Consider the following 19,619-nt stretch of genomic DNA (forward strand, 5'->3'; position numbering starts at 1 on the left):
AGCCCTATTCAGCATCGATCTGGTTCTGGGGCGCCGCCTTCTGGAAAGCCGGCAGCGCCATGCACGCGGCGTTGATGCGAGCGATCGTCGGATAGGGGCTCAGGTCGACGCCGAAGCGGGCGTTGCTGGTGACTTGCGCGGCCAGGCAGATGTCAGCCAGCCCCGGCGTCTCGCCATGGCAGAATGTTCCGGTCTCGGGCGACGAAGCCAGGATCTTCTCAAGCGGTTGAAAGCCTTCGTTCACCCAATGGCGGAACCAGTTGGTGATGTCCTGGTCGCCGGCGCCGAACAGGGTGCGCAGCGAGGTCAGCACGCGCAGATTGTTCACCGGGTGGATGTCGCAGGCGATCATCTGCGCCAGCATTCTCACGCGTGCCCGACCAGCCCGATCGCTTGGCAGCAGCGGTGGTTCCGGGCTGGTCTCGTCGAGGAATTCGATGATCGCCAGCGATTGCGTCAGCAGTGTGCCGTCGCCGAGGACCAGCGCCGGCACCAGCCCTTGCGGATTGACTGCGAGATAGGCCGGTTCCAGATGCTCGCCATGGCGCAGATGATGCGGCACGTAGTCATAACTCAGCCCTTTCATCTCCAGCGCGATCCGCACCCGGTAGGAGGTGGAGGAGCGATAGTAGTTGTGCAGGACGAGGTCGCTCATGCGATCACTTCGGTTGGCCGATGGTTATTTCGATCGTGCCGATGCCGTCGACGCCGCCAGTCATCGTGTCGCCGGCACGAACCGCGCCGACGCCGGCCGGCGTGCCGGTGAAGATCAGGTCGCCGGGCTGCAACTCCATCGCCTCGCTGCAGATCGACACGATATCCGATATCGGCCAGATCAGCTCGGCGAGGTCGGCATCCTGCCTGACCTGGCCGTTGACGGCGAGCCAGATGCGGCCCTTTTGCGGGTGTCCGGATCTCGCCGCGGGGACCAGTGGACCGCAAGGCGCGGAGCGGTCGAACGCCTTCGCCCAGTCCCACGGACGGGCGGCCTTCTTGGCCTCGTCCTGCAGATCGCGGCGGGTGAGGTCGATGCCGACGCCATAGCCCCAGACATGATCCAGCGCCTTGTCACGGGCAATGCGGAAGCCGGCTTTGCCGATCGCGGCAACCAGCTCGATCTCGTGGTGCAGATTGGCCGTCAGCGGCGGGTAGTGAATCGTCGAACCGGAATCGACCACCGCGTCGGCTGGCTTGGTGAAGAAGAAGGGCGGGTCGCGCTCGTCATTGCCGAGCTCGCGGGCATGCGCCGCGTAGTTGCGGCCGACGCAGAAGATGCGGCGCACCGCGAAACGCTCAGGCGAGCCCGCAACGGCCACCGATGCGATTGCGGGCGAGGGAAGGACGAAGTCTGTCATGTAGGTCTCTGCCTGATTACCGCAACATTCGACCGATTTGGGCGGCCGGGCAAGGCGATTTGGTCGAGGAAGTGCCGGCGGCGCTTTCCGCCGGAGATGGCGATATACTATTTGGCAATAATCTGGCCATGCTGGCGAGGTTATTCTAATCGCCCACGAACTGAAATGAACCCCTATGACCGCAATCCACGATCGCGCCCGGTTCCTGATCATCGACGACCATCCGCTGTTTCGCGAGGCGCTGCACAGCGCGGTGCAGATGGCCTATCCGGAAGTCGACACGGTGGAAGCGCGCTCGATCACCGAGGCGCTCGATCTGCTGGCCGGCGCCAAGCCGTTCGACCTTGCGCTTCTCGATCTCAGCATGCCTGACGTGCACGGCTTTGACGGGCTGCTGCAGCTCAGGACCCGCTATCCGCGCCTGCCGGTGGTGATCGTTTCCGGCCATGAGGAGCCGAAGATCATTTCTGAGGCGCTGTCCTATGGTGCCGCCGGCTTCATTCCGAAATCGGCGCGCAAGAGCGACCTGGCCGCCGCCATACGCTCGGTGATGGAAGGCGCGATCTATGTGCCGGAAACCTATGAAGGCCGCACGCCCGACGCCGAAAGCGTCGACCGCGCCGACATGGTGCAGCGCCTGTCGACGCTGACGCCGCAACAGCTGCGGGTGCTGCAGATGCTACGCCAGGGCCTGCTCAACAAGCAGATCGCCTATGAGCTGCAGGTGGGAGAGACCACGGTGAAGGCGCATGTGTCGGAAATCCTGCGCAAGCTCAATGTCTACAGCCGCACGCAGGCGGTGATCGAGGTGTCGAAGCTCGACAATGCGGAGCTGTTTCGGGACCAGGCTGGGTTTTGAGGGCCAACGGCGGGCGTGCGCGTCGTGGCTTATGACAATGAAAGTCTCATCAGCGGGTGGGCCGCATCGCGGTGTGCTATGGCTTGGAACCCTGCGCTCTCGAAGGTCGACACGTACCCGCTACCCGTTGCGCTCGGCGACTTGCTGCCATCGAGCGGCATCGCCTCGATCGCCTCGGCGCCATGTCGTCTTGCGTGAGCGATGCTCGCCTTGATCAGTACTCGAGTTATCCCGCGTCGACGATGGCCCTTGCGGACGTAGAAGCAGGAGATGAACCATGTCTTTTCCCGACGGTCTTCGGCGCCGGTCCACCTTGTCTTGAGGTAAGGCACTGCTTCGACGGGCGTGATTTGGCACCATCCCACGGTCACTTCTCCGTCGAAGGCCAAAAGGCCCTGGGGCACATCGCCAGATAACGCCGATTGCTGAAATGCACGCCGATTTTCATCGGGTAGCCGCTGGCGGTAAGCCGGGCCAATCTTTCCGTACATGCACCAGCAACGACCGACCGGTCCGCTCACCGAAAACAGATCCACGAACGCCGGCCAATTCTGTCGAGCAAGCGGTTCGACTCTAAAGCTCATTGCCCACAAACGCCGACAGTCGCCATCGGGTTTCGGTTGCCAGGCAAATGCGCACTTGTCACCGTAGTTCCGCCCTAAGCCAGCAAATGCGCCAGCAGTGCCCTTAACTGCGCCGGCTTCAGTGGCTTGCGCATAAGTTCGATGCCACCCGCACGCGCCGCCTTGGCGACCGCTTCGGAACTGTCGGCGGTGACGATCAGCGCCGGAACGGCGCGACCGAGATAGTCGCGAACTTCGGCGATGGTCGCGGTGCCGAGATCGCCGCCGTCGAGATGCTGGTCGGCAATGACGATGTCGGGCACCCAGTCGGTGTCGCCGAGCATGTCGAGGGCATCGTCGGTCGAGGTCGCGGCCCGCACCAGGCATTGCCAGCGCTCGAGCAGGAAGATCATGGCCTGCAGCACTTCGACATCGTTCTCGACCAGCAGCACCTTGGTGCCGAACAGCCCATAGCCGCGGGGCCGTTCCATGTCGGCAAGGCTGGCGATCGCGGCGGCCGGGGCGCCGAAGCCGACGGGAACATCGATGTGGAAGATGGTGCCGCGCCCGACCTTCGATGAAAATGTCACGGGATGGCCGAGCGCGCTGGACATGCGGCGCACGATGGCAAGTCCGAGGCCGAGACCGCCACCGTCCAGTTCGGCATTGGCGGACGAGGTGCCGCGATGGAATTCCTCGAACACCGCCTCGCGCTGGTCGTCGGGGATGCCGCAGCCGGTGTCGGCGACGTCGATGCGGATGGTGTCGCCGCGATGCCTGGTGCCGACCAGCACGCCGCCCGAGCGGGTATAGCCCAGCGCGTTGGAAAGGATGTTCTGCAGGATGCGGCGCAGCAGCGTGCGGTCGGAGCGGACCACGGCATTGACCGGCCGGAACTTCAGCGACAGTCCTTTCAGTTCCGCCACCGGCTGGAAATCCGAACGCAGCGACGAGAACAGCGCCTCCAGGCTGACGTCGCTTATGTCGGGCTGCACCACGCCGGCATCGAGCTTGGAGATGTCGAGCAGCGTGCGCAGCAGGTCCTCCATCGTCTCCAGCGAGCGCTCGACCTGCCGCACCAGCTTCTTGCCCTCGTCACTGGTCTGCACTTCGGCGAGCGCCGAAACGGAGAGGTGGGCCGCGTTCAACGGCTGCAGCACGTCGTGGCTGGCGGCGGCGAGAAACCTTGTCTTGGACAGGTTTGCCAGTTCGGCGTTTTCCTTGGCGGCGCTGAGGTCGATGTTCGATTGCTCCAGCCGGCGCAAGGTCGAGTGCAGTTCCTCGGTTCGCGTGCGCACCCGGTTTTCCAGCGAAATCGCTGTCTGGAACAGCGAGAAGGCGTTGCCTTGCTGGTCCATCGACCGTTCGACGCGGCTGACCAGTGCCGCGTTGATCTTCTTCAGCTTTTCAAGATCGTTTATGTCCCTCAGCGGCATCGTATTCCGCCGCCTTATTCCGCCGCCTGGCGCTCGCCGAAGGCGATGCCGGTAAAAGTCTGGTTCAGATGCATCGACCGGTACTGTTCGCCATAGGTGCCGAAGCCGATGACATTGTTGACCCGGTAGAGTTCCGAGATGTCGCGAAACACTTGCCGGTTGCGCGCATCCAGCCGGCGCAGCACGCAGTCGAAGCCGAGGATCATGTCGATGCCGCCAAGCCTCTCCTCGACATCGCGCAGTGCCGCCCGCGTCGCTTCGATCATGTCCTTGGGCTGGGCGATCGACAGCACGACGCCATCGTCGATGGCGCAGAAGAATGACAGCGAGCCGTCGGGATGCATCTTCTGGATCGAACGGCAGTAATATTCACCGCCGACCTTCACCACCACCGGATGCGAAGCAAAGCTCAGCGGCGTCAGCATCTGCGCGACGATGCCGACGGAAGCGGCATATTCCTCCGCGGCATTGGTGGCATTGAACTCGCGCACGATGCGGTGATCGGGATCTGACGACGTCACCACCAGCTTTTCGTCTGTTGGAACGAAATTGTCGGTCTTGAAGACATGGAAAGGAATTTCGGTTGCTACCAGTACGATGATGGCGCTGTCGGAGGTGACCTTGCCGTTCGAGATCAGGCGCGTCGTCTCGAATTTCAGATCGTCACCGGCCGAGCCGCCAAGCAGCGGTATGTCGTCTAGGCCCCAATGGATGGCCGAACTCACCGCTTCCTCGGCATAGGAAAGTCCGTCGATGAAGCAGAGCGCGAACGTTCCCTGGGTGCGATCGCAACCCAGGCGCGCGCGCAGCGACCGCCGCAAGGCCTCGACCTCACTGGTGATGATGTCCATGCCCGACGACGACAAATTGTCGACCATCACGCTGACGGCGGTGAACACGGCGGACGGAAGCAGCATGGCGAGCACGTGGCCATCCTCGAGGCCTTGCGGCGTGATCTCGCCGGCGGTCGAGCAGCCAGCGTGATGGAGGGCCGGTGCGTGGGTCATGAGCGCCTGGGCAAGCGCGCTGGCCTCGACCAGGCTCTGGGAAAAGAACAGCAGCGCAAAGCCGGCGTCGATCACGGCTGCCTCCAGCGCGATCGCCCTGGCGAACGCCTCCATGTCGGGCTCGTCCGTGGTGAGCGCCGACAGGCCGCATGCATAGCGCGTCCGTGAATTGGCCAGCGATGTTCTCCGCGTTTCCTCCGACGCGTTTTTGTGCGCGCCCTGTTTTTTGTGTGCTTTGGCGCCCGCGTCGACAAACATTGTTGCCTTCAATCTGTGTTTTGGCAATGGGCAGGCCGGGATTGCAGGGTGGGGCGTGGCCATGACCGAAAGTATAATGTGCCGCGTTTGCGACGTGCTGTTTTTTGTCCGTTGTGCGGTGTACGAATAATGCATGGGGTTGACGCGCCAACACCGCGTCGGCAGCGTGATGACCAAGGTTGATACCCAGGGAGGGACCATGTCGGATGTTTCGTTGATGGTGAACGGAAAACGGGTCAGCGGTGCTGCCGAAGACCGAACGCTTCTGGTTCACTTCCTGCGGGAAAATCTCGGCCTTACCGGAACGCATGTCGGTTGCGACACCTCGCAATGCGGTGCCTGCGTCGTTCATGTCGACGGCAAGGCAGTCAAATCCTGTACGATGCTTGCCGCGCAGGCCTCCGGCTCGACCGTCGTGACGATCGAAGGCCTGGCCAACGGCGCCGACCTGCATCCGGTGCAGGCCGCCTTCAAGGAACATCATGGGCTGCAATGCGGCTTCTGCACGCCAGGCATGATCATGACGGCGACCGATATGATCAACCGCCATCCCGAAGGCCTCGACGAGGCGACTGTGCGGGCCGAGCTCGAAGGCAACATCTGCCGCTGCACCGGCTACCACAACATCGTCAAGGCGATCCTCGCTGCATCGAAGACGATGTCCAAGGCGTCCAAGGGCAAGGCGAAACAGGCTGCCTAGGGTGAATAGTGAATGGTGAATGGTGAGTAGAGTGGCCGCGGGCTCCTCCTCCATTTCGACCATTCATCAATTCACCATTCACTATTCACCGGGAGGAATTTCTGATGGGCATTGAAGGTGTTGGCGCTCGGGTCGCGCGCAAGGAAGATAAACGGTTCATCACCGGCGCCGGCCGCTACGTCGACGACATGGTGGTTCCAGGCATGAAGCATGCCGCCTTCGTGCGCAGCCCGCACGCGCATGCGCAGATCAAGAAGATCGACGTCAAGAAGGCTCAAGACATGCCGGGCGTCATCGGCGTGCTGACCGGCAAGGAACTCAAGGCCGACGGTATCGGCAACATCATCTGCGGCTGGATGATCCACTCCAAGGACGGCTCGCCGATGAAGATGGGGGCGTGGTCGCCGCTGGCCTTCGACCGCGTCCGTTATGTCGGCGATGCGGTCGTGATCGTCGTCGCCGAGACCAAGGGGCAGGCGCGTGATGCCGCCGAGGCGGTCGAGATCACCTACAAGGAGCTGAAGGCCGTCGTCGATGCCTCCAGGGCAATGGACAAGGGTGCGCCGCAGATCCACCCGGAAGCCGACAACAATCTGATCTTCGACTGGGATATCGGCAATGCCGACGATACGGCCGCGGCCTTCGAGAAGGCTGCTCACGTCGTGAAGATGGACATCATCAACAACCGGCTGGTTCCCAACGCCATGGAGCCGCGCGCGGCGCTTGGCCACTATGACAAGGCGGAGGATCATTACACCTGCTGGACGACCTCGCAGAACCCGCATGTGGCGCGGCTGGTGATGAGCGCCTTCTACAACGTCGCGCCGGAAAACAAGCTGCGCGTGATCGCGCCAGATGTCGGCGGCGGCTTTGGCTCGAAAATCTACATCTATCCCGAAGAGATCGTCTGCCTATGGGCATCTAAGAAGACCGGCGTGCCGGTCAAATGGGTGGCCGACCGCACCGAGAGTTTCCTCACCGATGCGCATGGCCGTGACCATCACACCCATGCCGAAATGGCGTTCGACAAGGATCACAAGATTCTCGGCCTCAAGGTCGAAACCAAGGCTAATCTCGGCGCTTATATGTCACTGTTTTCGTCGGCGACGCCGACTTACCTCTACGCGACGCTGCTGTCGGGCCAGTACAACATCCCGGCGATCCACGCCAATGTGAAGGCGATCTACACCAACACCGCACCCGTCGATGCCTATCGCGGGGCAGGGCGGCCGGAAGCGACCTTCGTCATGGAACGCATGATGGAGACGGCCGCGCGACAGTTCGGCGTTTCACCCGCCGAGTTGCGCCGCAAGAACTTCGTCACCTCGTTCCCGCACCAGACGCCGGTCATCATGTGCTATGACGCCGGCGACTATGCGGCTTCGCTCGATGCGGCAATGAAGGCGTCGGACTATGCCGGCTTTGCCAAGCGCAAGGCCGCCGCCGCCAAGAAGGGGCTGCTGCGCGGCATCGGCATGAGTTGCTACATCGAGGCCTGCGGCATCGCGCCGTCCGCTGCGGTCGGTTCGCTCGGCGCCGGTGTCGGCCTGTGGGAATCGGCAGAGGTGCGCGTCAATGCCGTCGGCACGATCGAGGTGCTGACCGGCTCGCACAGCCACGGCCAGGGCCATGAGACGACTTTCGCGCAACTGGTCAACGAGCGCTTCGGCGTGCCGCTTGATTCCGTCTCGATCGTCCATGGCGATACCGACAAGGTGCAGATGGGCATGGGCACCTATGGCTCGCGCTCGGGCGCGGTCGGCATGTCGGCGATCGTCAAGGCGCTCGACAAGGTCGAAGCCAAGGCCAAAAAGATCGCGGCACATCTGCTCGAGGCCGATGAGAGCGATATCGTCATCGAGAACGGCGCGCTGAAGGTCGCCGGCACCGACAAGAACGTGCCGTGGTTCCAGATGGCGCTCGCCGCCTACACCGCCCATAATCTGCCGGGCGGGATGGAACCGGGACTGAAGGAGACGGCGTTCTACGATCCGTCGAATTTCACCTTCCCTGCCGGCTGCTACATCTGCGAGGTCGAGGTCGACCCGGAAACCGGCATGACCAAGATCGTCCAGTTCGTCGCCGCCGACGATTTCGGCAACATCATCAACCCGATGATCGTCGAGGGTCAGGTGCATGGCGGGCTTGCGCAAGGCATCGGCCAGGCGCTGCTGGAAGGCGCCCACTATGACAATAGCGGTCAGCTTTTGACCGCGAGCTACATGGACTACACCATGCCTCGCGCCGGCGACCTGCCGTCGTTCAAGGTCTCGACCTCGAACACGCCATGCCCGGGCAATCCGCTCGGTATCAAAGGCTGCGGCGAAGCCGGCGCCATCGGCTCGCCGCCGGCGGTGATCAATGCCATCACCGACGCCATCGGCAGCAACGATCTCGCCATGCCGGCAACGCCGTCCACCGTGTGGGCAGCGATCCGCGCGACGAAACATTGAATGCGAATAGCGAATAGGGAGTAGCGAATCGGGAAGAGAAGGCGGTGCGTACGGGACAAATCCTATTCGCTAATCGTTCCTCCCTATTCGCTCTTTCACCCAGGGAGAAATACAAATGTACTCAGTCAATTATCACCGTGCCGCCTCGGTCGCCGATGCCGCCAAGCTGGTCAAGACGGGCGACGCCAAGCTGCTTTCGGGCGGCATGACATTGATCCCGGCAATGAAGACCCGGCTCGCCGCACCGTCCGACCTTGTCGACCTGTCGCGGATCAAGGAGCTGCAGGGTGTTACAGTGTCGGGCAAGACGGTCACCATCGGTGCTGCCACCACGCATCACGCTGTCGCCAACGACGAGAAGCTGAAGAAGGCCTGTCCGGCGCTTGCCCATATGGCATCGCTGATCGGCGATCCGGCGGTGCGCCACAAGGGGACGATCGGCGGCTCGGTCGCCAACAACGATCCGGCGGCCGATTATCCGGCGGCGCTGTTGGCGTTGGGCGCCACCATCGTCACCAACAAGCGCCAGATCGCGGCCGACAAGTTCTTCAAGGGCCTGTTCGAGACGTCGTTGAAGGATGGCGAAATCATCACCGCTGTCACGTTCACCGCGCCGGCCAAGGCGGCCTATGAAAAATTCCGCAATCCGGCATCGCGCTACGCCATCGTTGGCGTGTTCGTGGCCAAGGGCAAGGATGGCGTCAGCGTTGCCGTTACCGGTGCAGGTGATGACGGGGTCTTCCGCTCGAAGGAGATCGAGGCCGCACTCGCCAAGAATTTCGCGGTCGCGGCGCTCGATGGCGTGAAGGTTTCGGCGAAGAATTTGATGACCGACATCCATGCCTCGGCCGACTATCGCGCCAATCTGATCGCGGTGATGGCCAAGCGCGCGGTGGCTGCCGCCAACGCCTGATACGATCAGCTGCGAACAACGAAAGGGGCCTCATTGGCCCCTTTTGTGTGTTGCAACTGTCGTTGTCCAGTTCGCGCACCAACCCTTTGCTTGAGACAATTGCGGTCGACCCTTCGGCCGGTACTGATCCGCAGCAATCTCGCACTTGCACAAGTTTATCTTGCACTGCAATATGGACTGGGGCGGGAATGCGAGCCGGGTCGGCGCGGTTCACCGCCGTGCCCTTTCGCATGCCTAAATGCGAAAGGATCGGCATGACCGACATCTCCTCGACGCATGTCGTTCCGTCTCGATCCGCCGCCGACAGACCGGCCCGAACAAGACTGGCCTATCTCGACGGCTGGCGTGGTCTTTCAATCGGGCTGGTCCTGATCGGCCATTTTTTCCCTGTCCCCGGAATCAATCTCGGCGTACTGGGCGTCGAATTCTTCTTCGTGCTCAGCGGCCGGCTGATGGGCGAGATCCTGTTCATCGAACGTTATCCGCTGAAGAAATTCTTCAAGCGCCGGTTCTCCCGCATCTACCCGGCTCTCCTGGTTTTTGTGATCGTCGCGATGATTGCGCTCGTCAGCACGTTCATCTCCTTCAAGTGGAAGGCGGCGCTGACGGCACTGACATTCACGTATAATTATGCCGGCATTCTGGTGACGCGGGCAGGGGCGCTCGACCATATCTGGTCGCTTTGCATCGAGGAGCATGCCTATGTCATCCTGGCGCTGATCAGCGTGATCGTCTCAACGCGCTCCCGCGTCGTCGTACTGCTCCTGGCGCTGGCCTCGCTTGCCATGGCCAACGGCGCGGTTTCGTACTGGGTCCTCGGGATGGATTACGAAACCACTTATTGGCGCACCGACGTGCACATCGCGTCGATCCTGCTGTCGGCTTCGATCTGCCTGCTCAAGGCCGATGGCAGGCTGCCGTCGATCATGACAGGCAAGCATGTGGCGCTCGCTGCATCGATCTGTGCCGTTCTGCTGTTCCTCGATCCGGTGCCGACGCCGATCCATTATCTCCTCGCCGTCCCGCTGCTGGCTCTGGCCGTCAATGTGCTCGATTTCAGCCCGCGCTATTTTTCCGGATTGCTGTCCTCCTGGCCGATGGCGACGCTGGGCCTGTGGTCGTACTCGCTGTATCTGTGGCAGCAGCCGTTCTACAAATTCGTCTACGAGCAAGGCAGTGCGCCGGTCCTGATGCTCGCCGGCGTCTTTGCCTGCGCGCTCTGCAGCTACTACGTCATCGAGCGCCCCGCTCGTGAATGGCTCAACCGCAATTGGTGAGGCAATCGAGCCGTTCAGGCGTTTTGCGGTGCGCTCGGCCTGTCTATGCCTGCAGCGACCTGACGTAATAGCGCACCGCTTTCTTGCCGCCATAGATCACGGCGTCGCCGGCTTCGGCAAAGCCGAGGGCGGCGTGAAAGGCATCCGAGGCGGGGTTCGGCGGGTCGATGTTGACTTCGCAGGTGACCAGCGTGTGGCCGGCGCGCTCAACATGGCCGAACAGGTCCTGATAGAGCCGGCGGGCATGACCGCGGCCACGCGCTTGCGCCGCGACGACGACGCGGTCGACATAGATGAAGCGCTCGTAGCGTTCGCGGAACCATAAGAAATTCGGACTGTCGTAACGGGCGTCCTGATCAAAAGTCATGATGAACGCTTCGAGATCGCCGATGCGGCGCGCGTAAAATGCTTCCCCAAGCAGGAAGGAGAGCCGTTCGGGCTCGAGCCAAGACAGTTCTGCGGCATGCTCGTTGTTGAGCGCCAGGATCTGCGCTTCGTCTTCGGCGGATACGCGGGTCATCGGGGCAGGGATTGTGATCATGCCTTGGCTGCCTTGATGGTGGCTGCCACCAGGTCGGTGTCGGTCAGTGTGTTGCGATACTCGCGGTCGAGGTCGGAGCCGCCCATGCCGACCTGGGGGTTGCGATAATCCATGGCGCTCGGCACCTCCCTGAGGGCGGCGAAATGCATTTCGGACAGACCGGTTTTTCTGCGCACTTCGGCAATGTTGCCGAGATCGAGCCCGCCGCAGCCGAGGATGACGATGCGATCGCCGGCCTGCCGCACCAGATCCGCCAACAGCGGCAAGCCTTCGATGGCGGTGTCACGCTGGCCGCTGGTCAGCACGCGGCCGACCTTGCTGCGGATCAGCGCTTCGAGCGCCTCGGCCGGGTCACGCGTCATGTCGAAAGCGCGGTGGCACGTGACGTTCAAGGCCCCGGCAGCCTGCGTCAGTTCGCTCATGCGCGCCTCGTCAATGGTGCCGTCGCCGTTCAGGCAGCCGAACACCACGCCGGGTACGCCGAGGTCGCGCAGCGCCGAGACATCGGCGAGCATCGATGCGTACTCGTTCTCACTGTAGAGAAAATCCCCGCCGCGCGGCCGCACCATGACGTGGAATGGCACGGTCGCCTGGTCGAGGGCGGCGCGCACGGTGCCGAGGCTCGGCGTGATGCCGCCTTCAATGAGGCTGGCGCACAGTTCGACCCGGTCGGCGCCGGCAGCCTGTGCTGCCAGAAGGCCGTCGATACCTTCGACACAGATTTCGATCAGCGGCAGGCGAGTTTCTCTGGTCAAGGGCTATCCAATCCATGATGTCGCCGCCAGCCCTAGCATTGGGCCGGTTGGTGTGAAAGCGCGAACAGCGCCGCCATTTGGGCCAGCGGACATTTCCTGCTTGACTCTCATAACTGTTGAGTTATGGGTAAACCCATAGCCATGTGGTTATTGGTTTCCTGTGGCAGCGCGGCGTTGCGGCCGACAATCCTTTCAAATTCACAACCTCGGATGCCTTGCATCCGGGTCGGCAAAACACGTCCCGACGAACACCTCAAAGGAGAAAGACCATGCAAGCAAGAATCAAGAACCCGGTGATGCTCATTCCCGGTTCCGTGCAGGCGCTGCTGGCGCTGGACAAGTCGACCGAGTCAGCCGAATTGCCCTATGTCACCCGCAAGCTCATCCATCTGCGCGCCAGCCAGATCAACAACTGCGCCGTCTGCGTCGACATGCATGCCCGCGAACTGAAGAAGGCCGGTGAAAAGGACGAGCGCATCTTTGCACTCGCGGCATGGCGGGAGACACCCTACTTCACCGAGGCGGAGCGCGCGGCGCTGGCGCTTACCGAGGCCGGCACACGGCTCGCCGACCGGTCGGACGCGGTACCGGACGATGTCTGGGACGAGGCCGCCCGGCATTATGATGAAAAGGCGCTGGCCGCGTTGGTCATCCAGATTGCGCTCATCAACGCCTTCAACCGGCTGAACGCCACCACGAGGCAGATGGTCGGTAGTTGGGGCTAGCCTTGCACGGGGGTGGGGCGGTGCACTGTGACGCGCGGCACACCTCCTGACATCTGGGCGCGGATATCGCCTTGGCCGCTACTGGCGCAGTTCCGTATTCTTGGCGCCTTCCTCGACCTGATCGATGACCAGTAGCTTGACCGGGCCATCGCCGATATTGGTGGCCTGATGCCACTGACCGATCATTTCGATAATGAAATCGCCTGATTTGTAGGTGTTGCTGTTGCCGGTCTCGACATTGGTGACCTTCAGCGTTCCGGCCTGGACATAGGCGTAGCGCGGGAAGGGATGTCTGTGAACCGGTAAAGTCGCGCCTGGCGCGATGTCATAGGTCGACACCAGCACCTGCACGTTCTTCTGCGGCAGCATGATCGGCTGACCGGACGCGGTCGTCGTGCGCGATGCCAGTGGCGTCACCACGACGGGCGCTCCGCTGCTGTCCAGCGCCCGAGCCGGATTTACGGAAAAAACCGCCGCGAGCAGCAGCCCCGACACCAGAATTTTTCGCATGATTCGTTCCAACCCTGGCGACAGCATCGCGCGGCGGCCACTGGCATGCAAGGTTGCGCTGGGCGCCGGGTCTAGTGGGCCTCGTGCGGCAGAGTTGGGCTAGCGGCCAAGAGTAGGTCGGTGACACAGACAGGCTCCGGGTTGCCTGCCGGGTCGCCTCTGCACGTTTTTGGAACAATCGCCGTTTTCAGGGAACCGTTCGTTCAGCTCTCGGTTGGTGTCGAGGCGCTTTATCGCTCTCTAAATCAGGAGTTGATCATGAAAAACATTCTTCTGACCTCGGCCTTCCTTGTCATGTCCGCCGGATTTGCATTTGCTCAGTCCGGCACATCAACCAGCGGGTCGTCGACGACGACGACAACTATGCCAAGCACCACCGACCAGGGCACCGACAAGACGACCACGAGCGGCATCAATCCGAACTCTGCCAAGGATTGTGCGCCGGGCCAACAAACCGGCAGTGCGAAACAGTCCGCTCCTGGTCAGCAGGACACCGATGCCAAGACGGCTGCTCCAGGCCATGTGAAAAAGACCACCGAAGGTTGTTAGCCGTCCCCAACTGAACCGGACGGGAATTGCCCGTCGCCGAGCCGCCTTGCGGCTCGGTCGCAAGACTCCCCATTTCCCAGGTTTTTCACGCCTCCTGACTGCGGCTGCCGGCGGACTTGCCAGGTCAGCCTCACAACAGCCAACGCTAATATAAGATTCGGGTGTTGCAACAGGAGGTTCGAATGATTGCCGCAATTGCAAATCAACCTCGGCAAGTACCCGAAAAACAGACGGCGGTGGGAAAGCCGGAAACGAGCGAAGAATTTTCGCCAGGCCGCAGCGCAGACGCCGTCGGACATCTCGCCAAAATCATGGTTGCCGCAAGCGGCGACGTGGATTCTGGTGCGCAAGGTCGCGCAGCATCCAAGATCGCCAGAATGGACATCACAGTTTTGACGCCACCACCTGAAGAACCACCACCGGAGTAAGATAGTCCGGACGCGTCGGAGCCGCGCTCGTCATGCGATCCGATCGAGGGCTACGCGACGGCACTCAGCACAGATTCTGCCAGCGTCCCCAGGCCGGCACATCCCGAGCATGCGATCGTCTTTCCGGGGCAACCGATCCGATGGGTGCCTTGCGGGCAGCAATGGCCGTTTGACGCATACCATTTGGAACAGTCGAATATCCTGCCGCTGCTGTGACAGCGCGGGCATTCCATATTCACTGAAGTCATTGCCAATTTTGTCGAACTCAAATGCACAAGCCCCGCGCCGCAAGTAGCAGAGATCGTTGCGCTTTCAAGCATAGCGCCCTGACTTAAATTGGGTGGATTGGCGATGAGGGGAGATGGCCAGCGCGGACGGGTGAAGGGCTGGTGGTGGGCTGCCTGAGCCTTGGAAGATCGATCCAAGTCTGGGGCTATTGTCGCCCGGCGATAATCAAGGTCGTCGTGATAAGCTTCCTCGGCTCAATTCGCTTAAGGCAATGATCGGGCGTGTTTGGGATTGGAAATATTTCAGATCGGGAATCTTGGGGCGTCGCCTTGGCGCATCCTTCCCCGGTGACAGCAACAGGATCGCTGGGCTGCGTACTGGCAGCTTGGGTGGCCGCGGACGCAAAAAGGATCGTTTGGGTTATGAGAGCCGAAAAGGCGGCAACCTGGACCAACACCGCGGCGAGGGCGATTTTCTTGAGCATGCGACAGAACGCTCTTCAACGCCCCCGGTTCCTCCGGCTTCTAGTTTTTAAGCTCCTGACGGGAACAAGAGACCGGCGATCCGGTTAACTGGATCATGTCCAACACGATCAAGGAACCGCCACCGAGCCCCGAACCGAAGGAGCTACCTGTCCATCGCGACAAAAGAGCACCGTCAGAACTTGAACATGTCGAACCGCCACCGCGAGACGTGCGAGAGGCACCGGTGCCCAATCCAAACGGCGAGAAGAAATCCTGACGAGATCGCAGAAGCCAAGACAGGGCATATGCCTGCTCTGGCGAAAGCGCGGAGGCCCGGCGTCGCGACATCATCGACGAGCGCACTCCGAAACCGAAATCGAGGAACGCGCGGTTTCGCTCGCCATGCTGCAGACCGCCTAAACCTTTGGACGGTAAGCCTCTTCTACCTGCCGGCCAGATTCCGTGTTATATAGGTGTCGCAATCCATATGGGAGAAGCGGACAATCTGTTCTGCCGTGAAAGGCGCATTTCTGTTGGTACCGGCATGCGCGGATCGTCTCAGGCACATTTGACGATAGGGAGGAAAAAGTCATGCGCTTGGTCGCATTTTTCGCCGTCGTGTCCGTTGCAACCTTCGCCGCCAATCCGTCGCAGGCTCAGGACGCTGCGGCTGGCGAGAAGGTCTTCACCAAATGCAAGGTCTGCCACATCGCAGACGAGGATAAGAACAAGATCGGACCATCGCTGCACGGCGTCATCGGCCGGACCGCCGGTACGCATCCGGATTTCAAATATTCTGATGCCATGATTGCGGCCGGCAAATCAGGCGTTAAATGGGACGAGCCAACACTGACCACCTATCTTCACGATCCCAAAGCCATGGTCAAAGGAACCAAGATGGCGTTTCCCGGCCTCAAGAACGATGCAGACGTGGCCAACGTCATTGCCTATCTGAAAACGTTCTCCAAGTGACGTGGCTCCTCCGCAATATGGCTAACCGCTTGTCCTGTCGTGGTCTATCCGGACCGGAGGGCAACGTGAGCAAAAACCGTGTTCCAGTTTTTGCACGCGCGCGCCTTCAGTTCGGGATCGTGGCCTAATGCACGTCGCGTCCACTTTTGAGCGACTTGCATTGGGTTGCCTGCTTCCTTCGGTCTGCGATGTCGACTAGGGAAAGCCGCCTCAAGGATACCGGCATCCGCCTTTCGGAAGCGACGGCGGGTGATTTCTTCACGCTTATGAAGCCGCGGGTCATGGCGCTTGCAGTATTCACTGCTTTCGTTGGCCTGATGGCGGCGCCTGGCGCGATGAATCCGGTCATCGCCGTGATTGCAATCGGTGCGATTGCGATCGGAGCAGGAGCGGCCGGGGCCCTCAACATGTGGTACGACGCCGATATCGACGCGCTGATGTCGCGCACATCAAAACGGCCGGTTCCGTCGGGCCGCGTCACGCCGGGTGAAGCGCTCGGCTTCGGCCTGGTGCTTTCCGCGCTTTCGGTCATGACGCTCGGCGTTCTGGTTGGCTGGCTTGCCGCATCGCTGCTGGCCTTCACCATCTTTTTCTACGTCGTCATCTATACGATGTGGCTGAAGCGCTCGACGCCGCAGAACATCGTCATCGGCGGCGCGGCGGGTGCCCTTCCTCCTGTCATTGGCTGGGCGGCCGCCACTGGCGCGATCGGCATCGAAAGCGTCATCCTGTTCCTGATCATCTTTCTGTGGACGCCGCCGCATTTTTGGGCGCTCGCGCTGTTCAAGGTCGGCGACTACGCAGCTGCCGGCATCCCGATGATGCCAAACGTGGCCGGCCAGGCGTCGACCAGAAAACAGATACTCGCCTATTCGCTGCTCTTGGCGCCAATCGGCGTGCTGCCCTGGGCGGTTGGATTCGCGAGCGTGTTTTATGGACTTGTTTCGGCTGCATTGGGCGCGGGTTTCATCTGGCACGCCTGGAAGGTCCTGGCCGCTCCAGACGCGGAGATGAAGACTGCAAAGGCGCTGTTCGCCTTCTCGATTTTCTATCTTTTTGCGATCTTTGCCATGCTGCTTGCCGACACCATCGCAATGCGGGCGTTCATGCCAGGTTGACGGCCTGACCGCTGTTCTTGGAATCCTTGACGAGCCGAGGGTCGGTAATTGCCAGGACCGGCTCGGCGATCACGATGGTATTGCACAGAATCCCAGGATCAGCAGGGCGACTATGCCAAGGCCGAGTATGAGAACCGTCCTTCCGTCCATGGCATTCACCTTTGACTCGCCGCATGACCCTTGAAAATCGGAATCGATTTTCGGCAAGGATCATGCGCCAGCCAACGCGGTACAGCGTCCTTTGCGCGCCCAAAAAGGACGCGCGGCGCTGTATGAGAATATCGGAAAAGAACCACCAGAGCCAGCCGGCGGAGCTCTTCCGACAAAGGGCGACAAGTCCCTGGCAAAAGAGTATGTTGGTTGCGGTGCAGGTCGCGGTTTTGCGAGGCCATTCATGCAGAACGGCAGCACCCTGAAACCGCGACCTCACCGGACCCGCTCTGGAGGAACGGTCATGGCAAGTTTTCATGTGATAGCAGGCGCCAGCGAGACGCTGGAGCATACCAAAATTCGAAAAATCGGTGTTGCCGACCTTTTCGACGCGCTCAAGCGTGGCGTCGACGATTTCATGGTCAAGCCGTCGCACATCGTCTTTCTCTGCCTGATCTATCCGCTGGTGGGAGTCGTGCTCGCCGTCTGGACGTCGGGCGCCAATGCGTTGCCGTTGTTGTTTCCGCTCGTCTCCGGTTTTGCGCTGATTGGCCCTTTTGCGGCGATAGGTCTCTATGAAATCAGCCGCAGACGGGAAGCCAGACTCGACACCTCCTGGAGGCACGCTTTCGAGGTCAGGAATTCTCCGGCACTCCCGGCCATCGCGGCGGTCGGGATCATGCTGCTGGCAATCTTCATCACATGGCTTTTGACCGCCCAGCTATTTTACCAGTATCTCTTCGGCCCGGCACCGCCGGCATCGATATCCGGCTTCATCAACGAAATATTCGCCACCGGACGTGGCTGGACGCTGATCATCCTGGGTCACGCCATCGGCTTCGTCTTCGCTGCGGTCGTGTTGTGCACAACGGTCATCGCCTTCCCATTGTTGCTGGACCGCGACGTCGGCGCTTACGAGGCCATCCACACCTCGGTGCGCGCGGTGCTGGCGAACCCAATCACCATGGCTGTCTGGGGGCTGATTGTCGCCGTCGCCCTGATCATCGGCTCGCTGCCGGTGTTCGCCGGGCTGGCCGTCGTGTTGCCGATTCTCGGTCACGCCACCTGGCATGTCTACCGCAAGGTCGTGGAGCCGCCCTCCAGATCGGCGAGTTGAGAACGTTCTGCCCCATCCCGCGCCGGCGAGAGTGCGGTGCGGGATGATCGAAGCCGTCAGTAAGCGGCGTGGCTGAAGCGGGCCTGGTAGGCACCCATCGTCAGGTTGCGGAAATCCTTGCCGCTGACATGCACTAGCGTTTTATGGTCGCCGCCTTCGAAGTAGACGTCGGTGGCGTCGCCAAGGCTTTCATCGACGATCACTGGCACATTGTAGGCCGCGCCGATCGGCGGGATCGCGCCGGTGTCGCAATCGCCGAAGAGCGAAGCCATCTCGTCCTCGGAGGCGAGTCCGAGACGCTTGTCCATGACGTCTTGCAATGTGCCGAGCTCGATCCTGTGGGTGCTCGGAACCACGGCCACTGCATAGCCAAGCTCGTGGTGAACGACCACGGATTTCGCCATGATGCTGCCGGGCACATGCGCGGCTATTGCCGCCTGCCTGCTTGTCGAAGTGCGATGATGAGCGACGGTGTCGTAGGGAATTCCCTTGCCGTCGATGAAGTCCTTCAGTCTGTTCGCGATCGTCATCTTGGCCTCCCTTGCCGGAGTTTGCGACGCATCGGGAAACGACGGCAATCATCCCACTTATGTCGTTTCCGATGTCAGAGCCTGTTCTGTTCCGAAAGTCGGGATCGGCTCTCTTGTTGTTCGAGCAAGATCTTTTTCGAAACGAAGATCGGTGGAGCAAAAACCGGATCCACTTTTCGGGATCATGCTCTAACAAAATGGGCCAGTTGCCGATTGTTTCAAGGCGCCGGCCACCGAACTGGACACACGCCGGATGCGTGGGGCCTGACCAGAATGCCATGGCACTCCGGATTGGGCCTCAGGGCCCGGACCCGAAAAACGTCAGCCGGGTGAAAAGCGTATAGTCCGCTTCGAGGACCATCATTGTCACGAACACCAGCACCAGTATCGGCGGCAGGATGATCGCATAGGCCAGCGCCAGCCGTTCCCAAGCCATGTGCATGAATACGGCGACTATCAGCCCTGCCTTGAGGATCATAAAGATCAGGATCAGCGACCATCTGAGATAGCCGTGAAGGCCGAAATAATCGACCAGGTACGAGCACGTGCTGAGGATGAACAGCCATGCCCAGACCACCAGATAGAGTTTGATCGGATGTTCCTGATGCGCGTCGGCATGGGCGACGGCGGCCGGCGCTTCATGCGCAGCGTGAAGTGCGTGTTGCCCGAGGCCGTTTGCGGTTGCTTCAGCCATTTTTTCCTCTCACCAAA

Annotated in this window: 22 protein-coding genes; 11 read left to right on the forward strand and 11 right to left on the reverse strand. The window is 61.3% G+C overall.

Going from position 1 to position 19,619, the window contains the following annotated elements:
• Window positions 1-4: 4 nt before the first annotated feature.
• Window positions 5-655 carry a maleylacetoacetate isomerase gene (maiA, locus tag NKJ90_RS02510; protein WP_023757671.1) on the reverse strand — a complete coding sequence of 217 codons (651 nt, stop codon included), beginning with the start codon at window positions 653-655 and terminating at the stop codon, window positions 5-7.
• Between the two features lie 4 nt (window positions 656-659).
• Window positions 660-1,355 (reverse strand): fumarylacetoacetate hydrolase family protein, encoded by a 696-nt coding sequence (locus NKJ90_RS02515; RefSeq protein ID WP_023757670.1) that lies wholly within the window; start codon window positions 1,353-1,355, stop codon window positions 660-662.
• A gap of 175 nt (window positions 1,356-1,530) precedes the next feature.
• Here NKJ90_RS02515 and NKJ90_RS02520 point away from each other — a divergent pair, with 175 nt between their 5' ends.
• Window positions 1,531-2,214 carry a response regulator gene (locus NKJ90_RS02520; protein WP_023757669.1) on the forward strand — a complete coding sequence of 228 codons (684 nt, stop codon included), beginning with the start codon at window positions 1,531-1,533 and terminating at the stop codon, window positions 2,212-2,214.
• A 29-nt stretch (window positions 2,215-2,243) separates the two neighbouring features.
• On the opposite strand, the gene NKJ90_RS02525 is transcribed toward NKJ90_RS02520, so the two are convergent.
• The 3 genes from NKJ90_RS02525 to NKJ90_RS02535 form a co-directional block, all read right to left on the reverse strand.
• Window positions 2,244-2,750: a GNAT family N-acetyltransferase gene (locus tag NKJ90_RS02525; protein ID WP_198032177.1), complete on the reverse strand. Its 507-nt coding sequence runs from the start codon at window positions 2,748-2,750 to the stop codon at window positions 2,244-2,246.
• Window positions 2,751-2,872: 122 nt separating this feature from the next.
• On the reverse strand, window positions 2,873-4,213 hold the full coding sequence (locus NKJ90_RS02530) for a hybrid sensor histidine kinase/response regulator (protein WP_023757667.1): 1,341 nt from the start codon (window positions 4,211-4,213) through the stop codon (window positions 2,873-2,875).
• A 14-nt stretch (window positions 4,214-4,227) separates the two neighbouring features.
• On the reverse strand, window positions 4,228-5,478 hold the full coding sequence (locus tag NKJ90_RS02535; protein WP_023757666.1) for an FIST signal transduction protein: 1,251 nt from the start codon (window positions 5,476-5,478) through the stop codon (window positions 4,228-4,230).
• 199 nt (window positions 5,479-5,677) lie between these two features.
• Between NKJ90_RS02535 and NKJ90_RS02540 the strand changes: the two genes are divergently transcribed.
• The 4 genes from NKJ90_RS02540 (at window position 5,678) to NKJ90_RS02555 (ending at window position 10,821) form a co-directional block, all read left to right on the forward strand.
• A complete protein-coding gene (locus NKJ90_RS02540; RefSeq protein WP_023757665.1) occupies window positions 5,678-6,178 on the forward strand; it encodes a (2Fe-2S)-binding protein in 501 nt (166 codons plus the stop codon).
• A gap of 104 nt (window positions 6,179-6,282) precedes the next feature.
• Window positions 6,283-8,631 carry a xanthine dehydrogenase family protein molybdopterin-binding subunit gene (locus tag NKJ90_RS02545; RefSeq protein ID WP_352485622.1) on the forward strand — a complete coding sequence of 783 codons (2,349 nt, stop codon included), beginning with the start codon at window positions 6,283-6,285 and terminating at the stop codon, window positions 8,629-8,631.
• 115 nt (window positions 8,632-8,746) lie between these two features.
• On the forward strand, window positions 8,747-9,544 hold the full coding sequence (locus NKJ90_RS02550; protein WP_023757663.1) for an FAD binding domain-containing protein: 798 nt from the start codon (window positions 8,747-8,749) through the stop codon (window positions 9,542-9,544).
• Window positions 9,545-9,798: 254 nt separating this feature from the next.
• On the forward strand, window positions 9,799-10,821 hold the full coding sequence (locus tag NKJ90_RS02555) for an acyltransferase family protein (RefSeq protein ID WP_023757662.1): 1,023 nt from the start codon (window positions 9,799-9,801) through the stop codon (window positions 10,819-10,821).
• 43 nt (window positions 10,822-10,864) lie between these two features.
• Here the strand turns inward: NKJ90_RS02555 and NKJ90_RS02560 are convergent, their stop codons facing one another.
• Window positions 10,865-11,362, reverse strand: coding sequence for a GNAT family N-acetyltransferase (locus NKJ90_RS02560; protein ID WP_031259644.1), 498 nt, complete (start codon window positions 11,360-11,362; stop codon window positions 10,865-10,867).
• Window positions 11,359-12,117: a copper homeostasis protein CutC gene (locus NKJ90_RS02565; RefSeq protein ID WP_023757660.1), complete on the reverse strand. Its 759-nt coding sequence runs from the start codon at window positions 12,115-12,117 to the stop codon at window positions 11,359-11,361. The genes NKJ90_RS02560 and NKJ90_RS02565 overlap by 4 nt, the downstream gene beginning before the upstream one ends.
• 269 nt (window positions 12,118-12,386) lie before the next feature.
• Here NKJ90_RS02565 and NKJ90_RS02570 point away from each other — a divergent pair, with 269 nt between their 5' ends.
• On the forward strand, window positions 12,387-12,842 hold the full coding sequence (locus NKJ90_RS02570; protein ID WP_023757659.1) for a carboxymuconolactone decarboxylase family protein: 456 nt from the start codon (window positions 12,387-12,389) through the stop codon (window positions 12,840-12,842).
• Between the two features lie 78 nt (window positions 12,843-12,920).
• On the opposite strand, the gene NKJ90_RS02575 is transcribed toward NKJ90_RS02570, so the two are convergent.
• Entirely contained in the window at window positions 12,921-13,352 is a 432-nt protein-coding gene (locus NKJ90_RS02575) for a cupin domain-containing protein (RefSeq protein ID WP_023757658.1), read from the reverse strand.
• Window positions 13,353-13,610: 258 nt separating this feature from the next.
• Between NKJ90_RS02575 and NKJ90_RS02580 the strand changes: the two genes are divergently transcribed.
• On the forward strand, window positions 13,611-13,901 hold the full coding sequence (locus NKJ90_RS02580) for a hypothetical protein (protein WP_023757657.1): 291 nt from the start codon (window positions 13,611-13,613) through the stop codon (window positions 13,899-13,901).
• Window positions 13,902-14,083: 182 nt separating this feature from the next.
• Window positions 14,084-14,329, forward strand: a complete 246-nt coding sequence (locus NKJ90_RS02585) for a hypothetical protein (protein ID WP_084025151.1) — start codon at window positions 14,084-14,086, stop codon at window positions 14,327-14,329.
• Between the two features lie 433 nt (window positions 14,330-14,762).
• On the opposite strand, the gene NKJ90_RS02590 is transcribed toward NKJ90_RS02585, so the two are convergent.
• A complete protein-coding gene (locus NKJ90_RS02590; RefSeq protein WP_023757656.1) occupies window positions 14,763-15,041 on the reverse strand; it encodes a hypothetical protein in 279 nt (92 codons plus the stop codon).
• A gap of 571 nt (window positions 15,042-15,612) precedes the next feature.
• Here NKJ90_RS02590 and NKJ90_RS02595 point away from each other — a divergent pair.
• The 3 genes from NKJ90_RS02595 (at window position 15,613) to NKJ90_RS02605 (ending at window position 18,378) form a co-directional block, all read left to right on the forward strand.
• On the forward strand, window positions 15,613-15,993 hold the full coding sequence (locus NKJ90_RS02595; protein ID WP_023757655.1) for a c-type cytochrome: 381 nt from the start codon (window positions 15,613-15,615) through the stop codon (window positions 15,991-15,993).
• 188 nt (window positions 15,994-16,181) lie between these two features.
• Entirely contained in the window at window positions 16,182-17,111 is a 930-nt protein-coding gene (locus NKJ90_RS02600) for a heme o synthase (protein ID WP_023757654.1), read from the forward strand.
• Window positions 17,112-17,565: 454 nt separating this feature from the next.
• On the forward strand, window positions 17,566-18,378 hold the full coding sequence (locus tag NKJ90_RS02605) for a DUF2189 domain-containing protein (RefSeq protein WP_023757653.1): 813 nt from the start codon (window positions 17,566-17,568) through the stop codon (window positions 18,376-18,378).
• Between the two features lie 56 nt (window positions 18,379-18,434).
• Here the strand turns inward: NKJ90_RS02605 and NKJ90_RS02610 are convergent, their stop codons facing one another.
• Entirely contained in the window at window positions 18,435-18,908 is a 474-nt protein-coding gene (locus NKJ90_RS02610) for an aminoacyl-tRNA deacylase (RefSeq protein WP_023757652.1), read from the reverse strand.
• Window positions 18,909-19,206: 298 nt separating this feature from the next.
• On the reverse strand, window positions 19,207-19,602 hold the full coding sequence (locus NKJ90_RS02615) for a cytochrome C oxidase subunit IV family protein (protein ID WP_023757651.1): 396 nt from the start codon (window positions 19,600-19,602) through the stop codon (window positions 19,207-19,209).
• Window positions 19,603-19,619 lie beyond the last annotated feature (17 nt).

It is taken from the genome of Mesorhizobium sp. M0051 (assembly GCF_040323235.1).
Classification (GTDB): domain Bacteria; phylum Pseudomonadota; class Alphaproteobacteria; order Rhizobiales; family Rhizobiaceae; genus Mesorhizobium.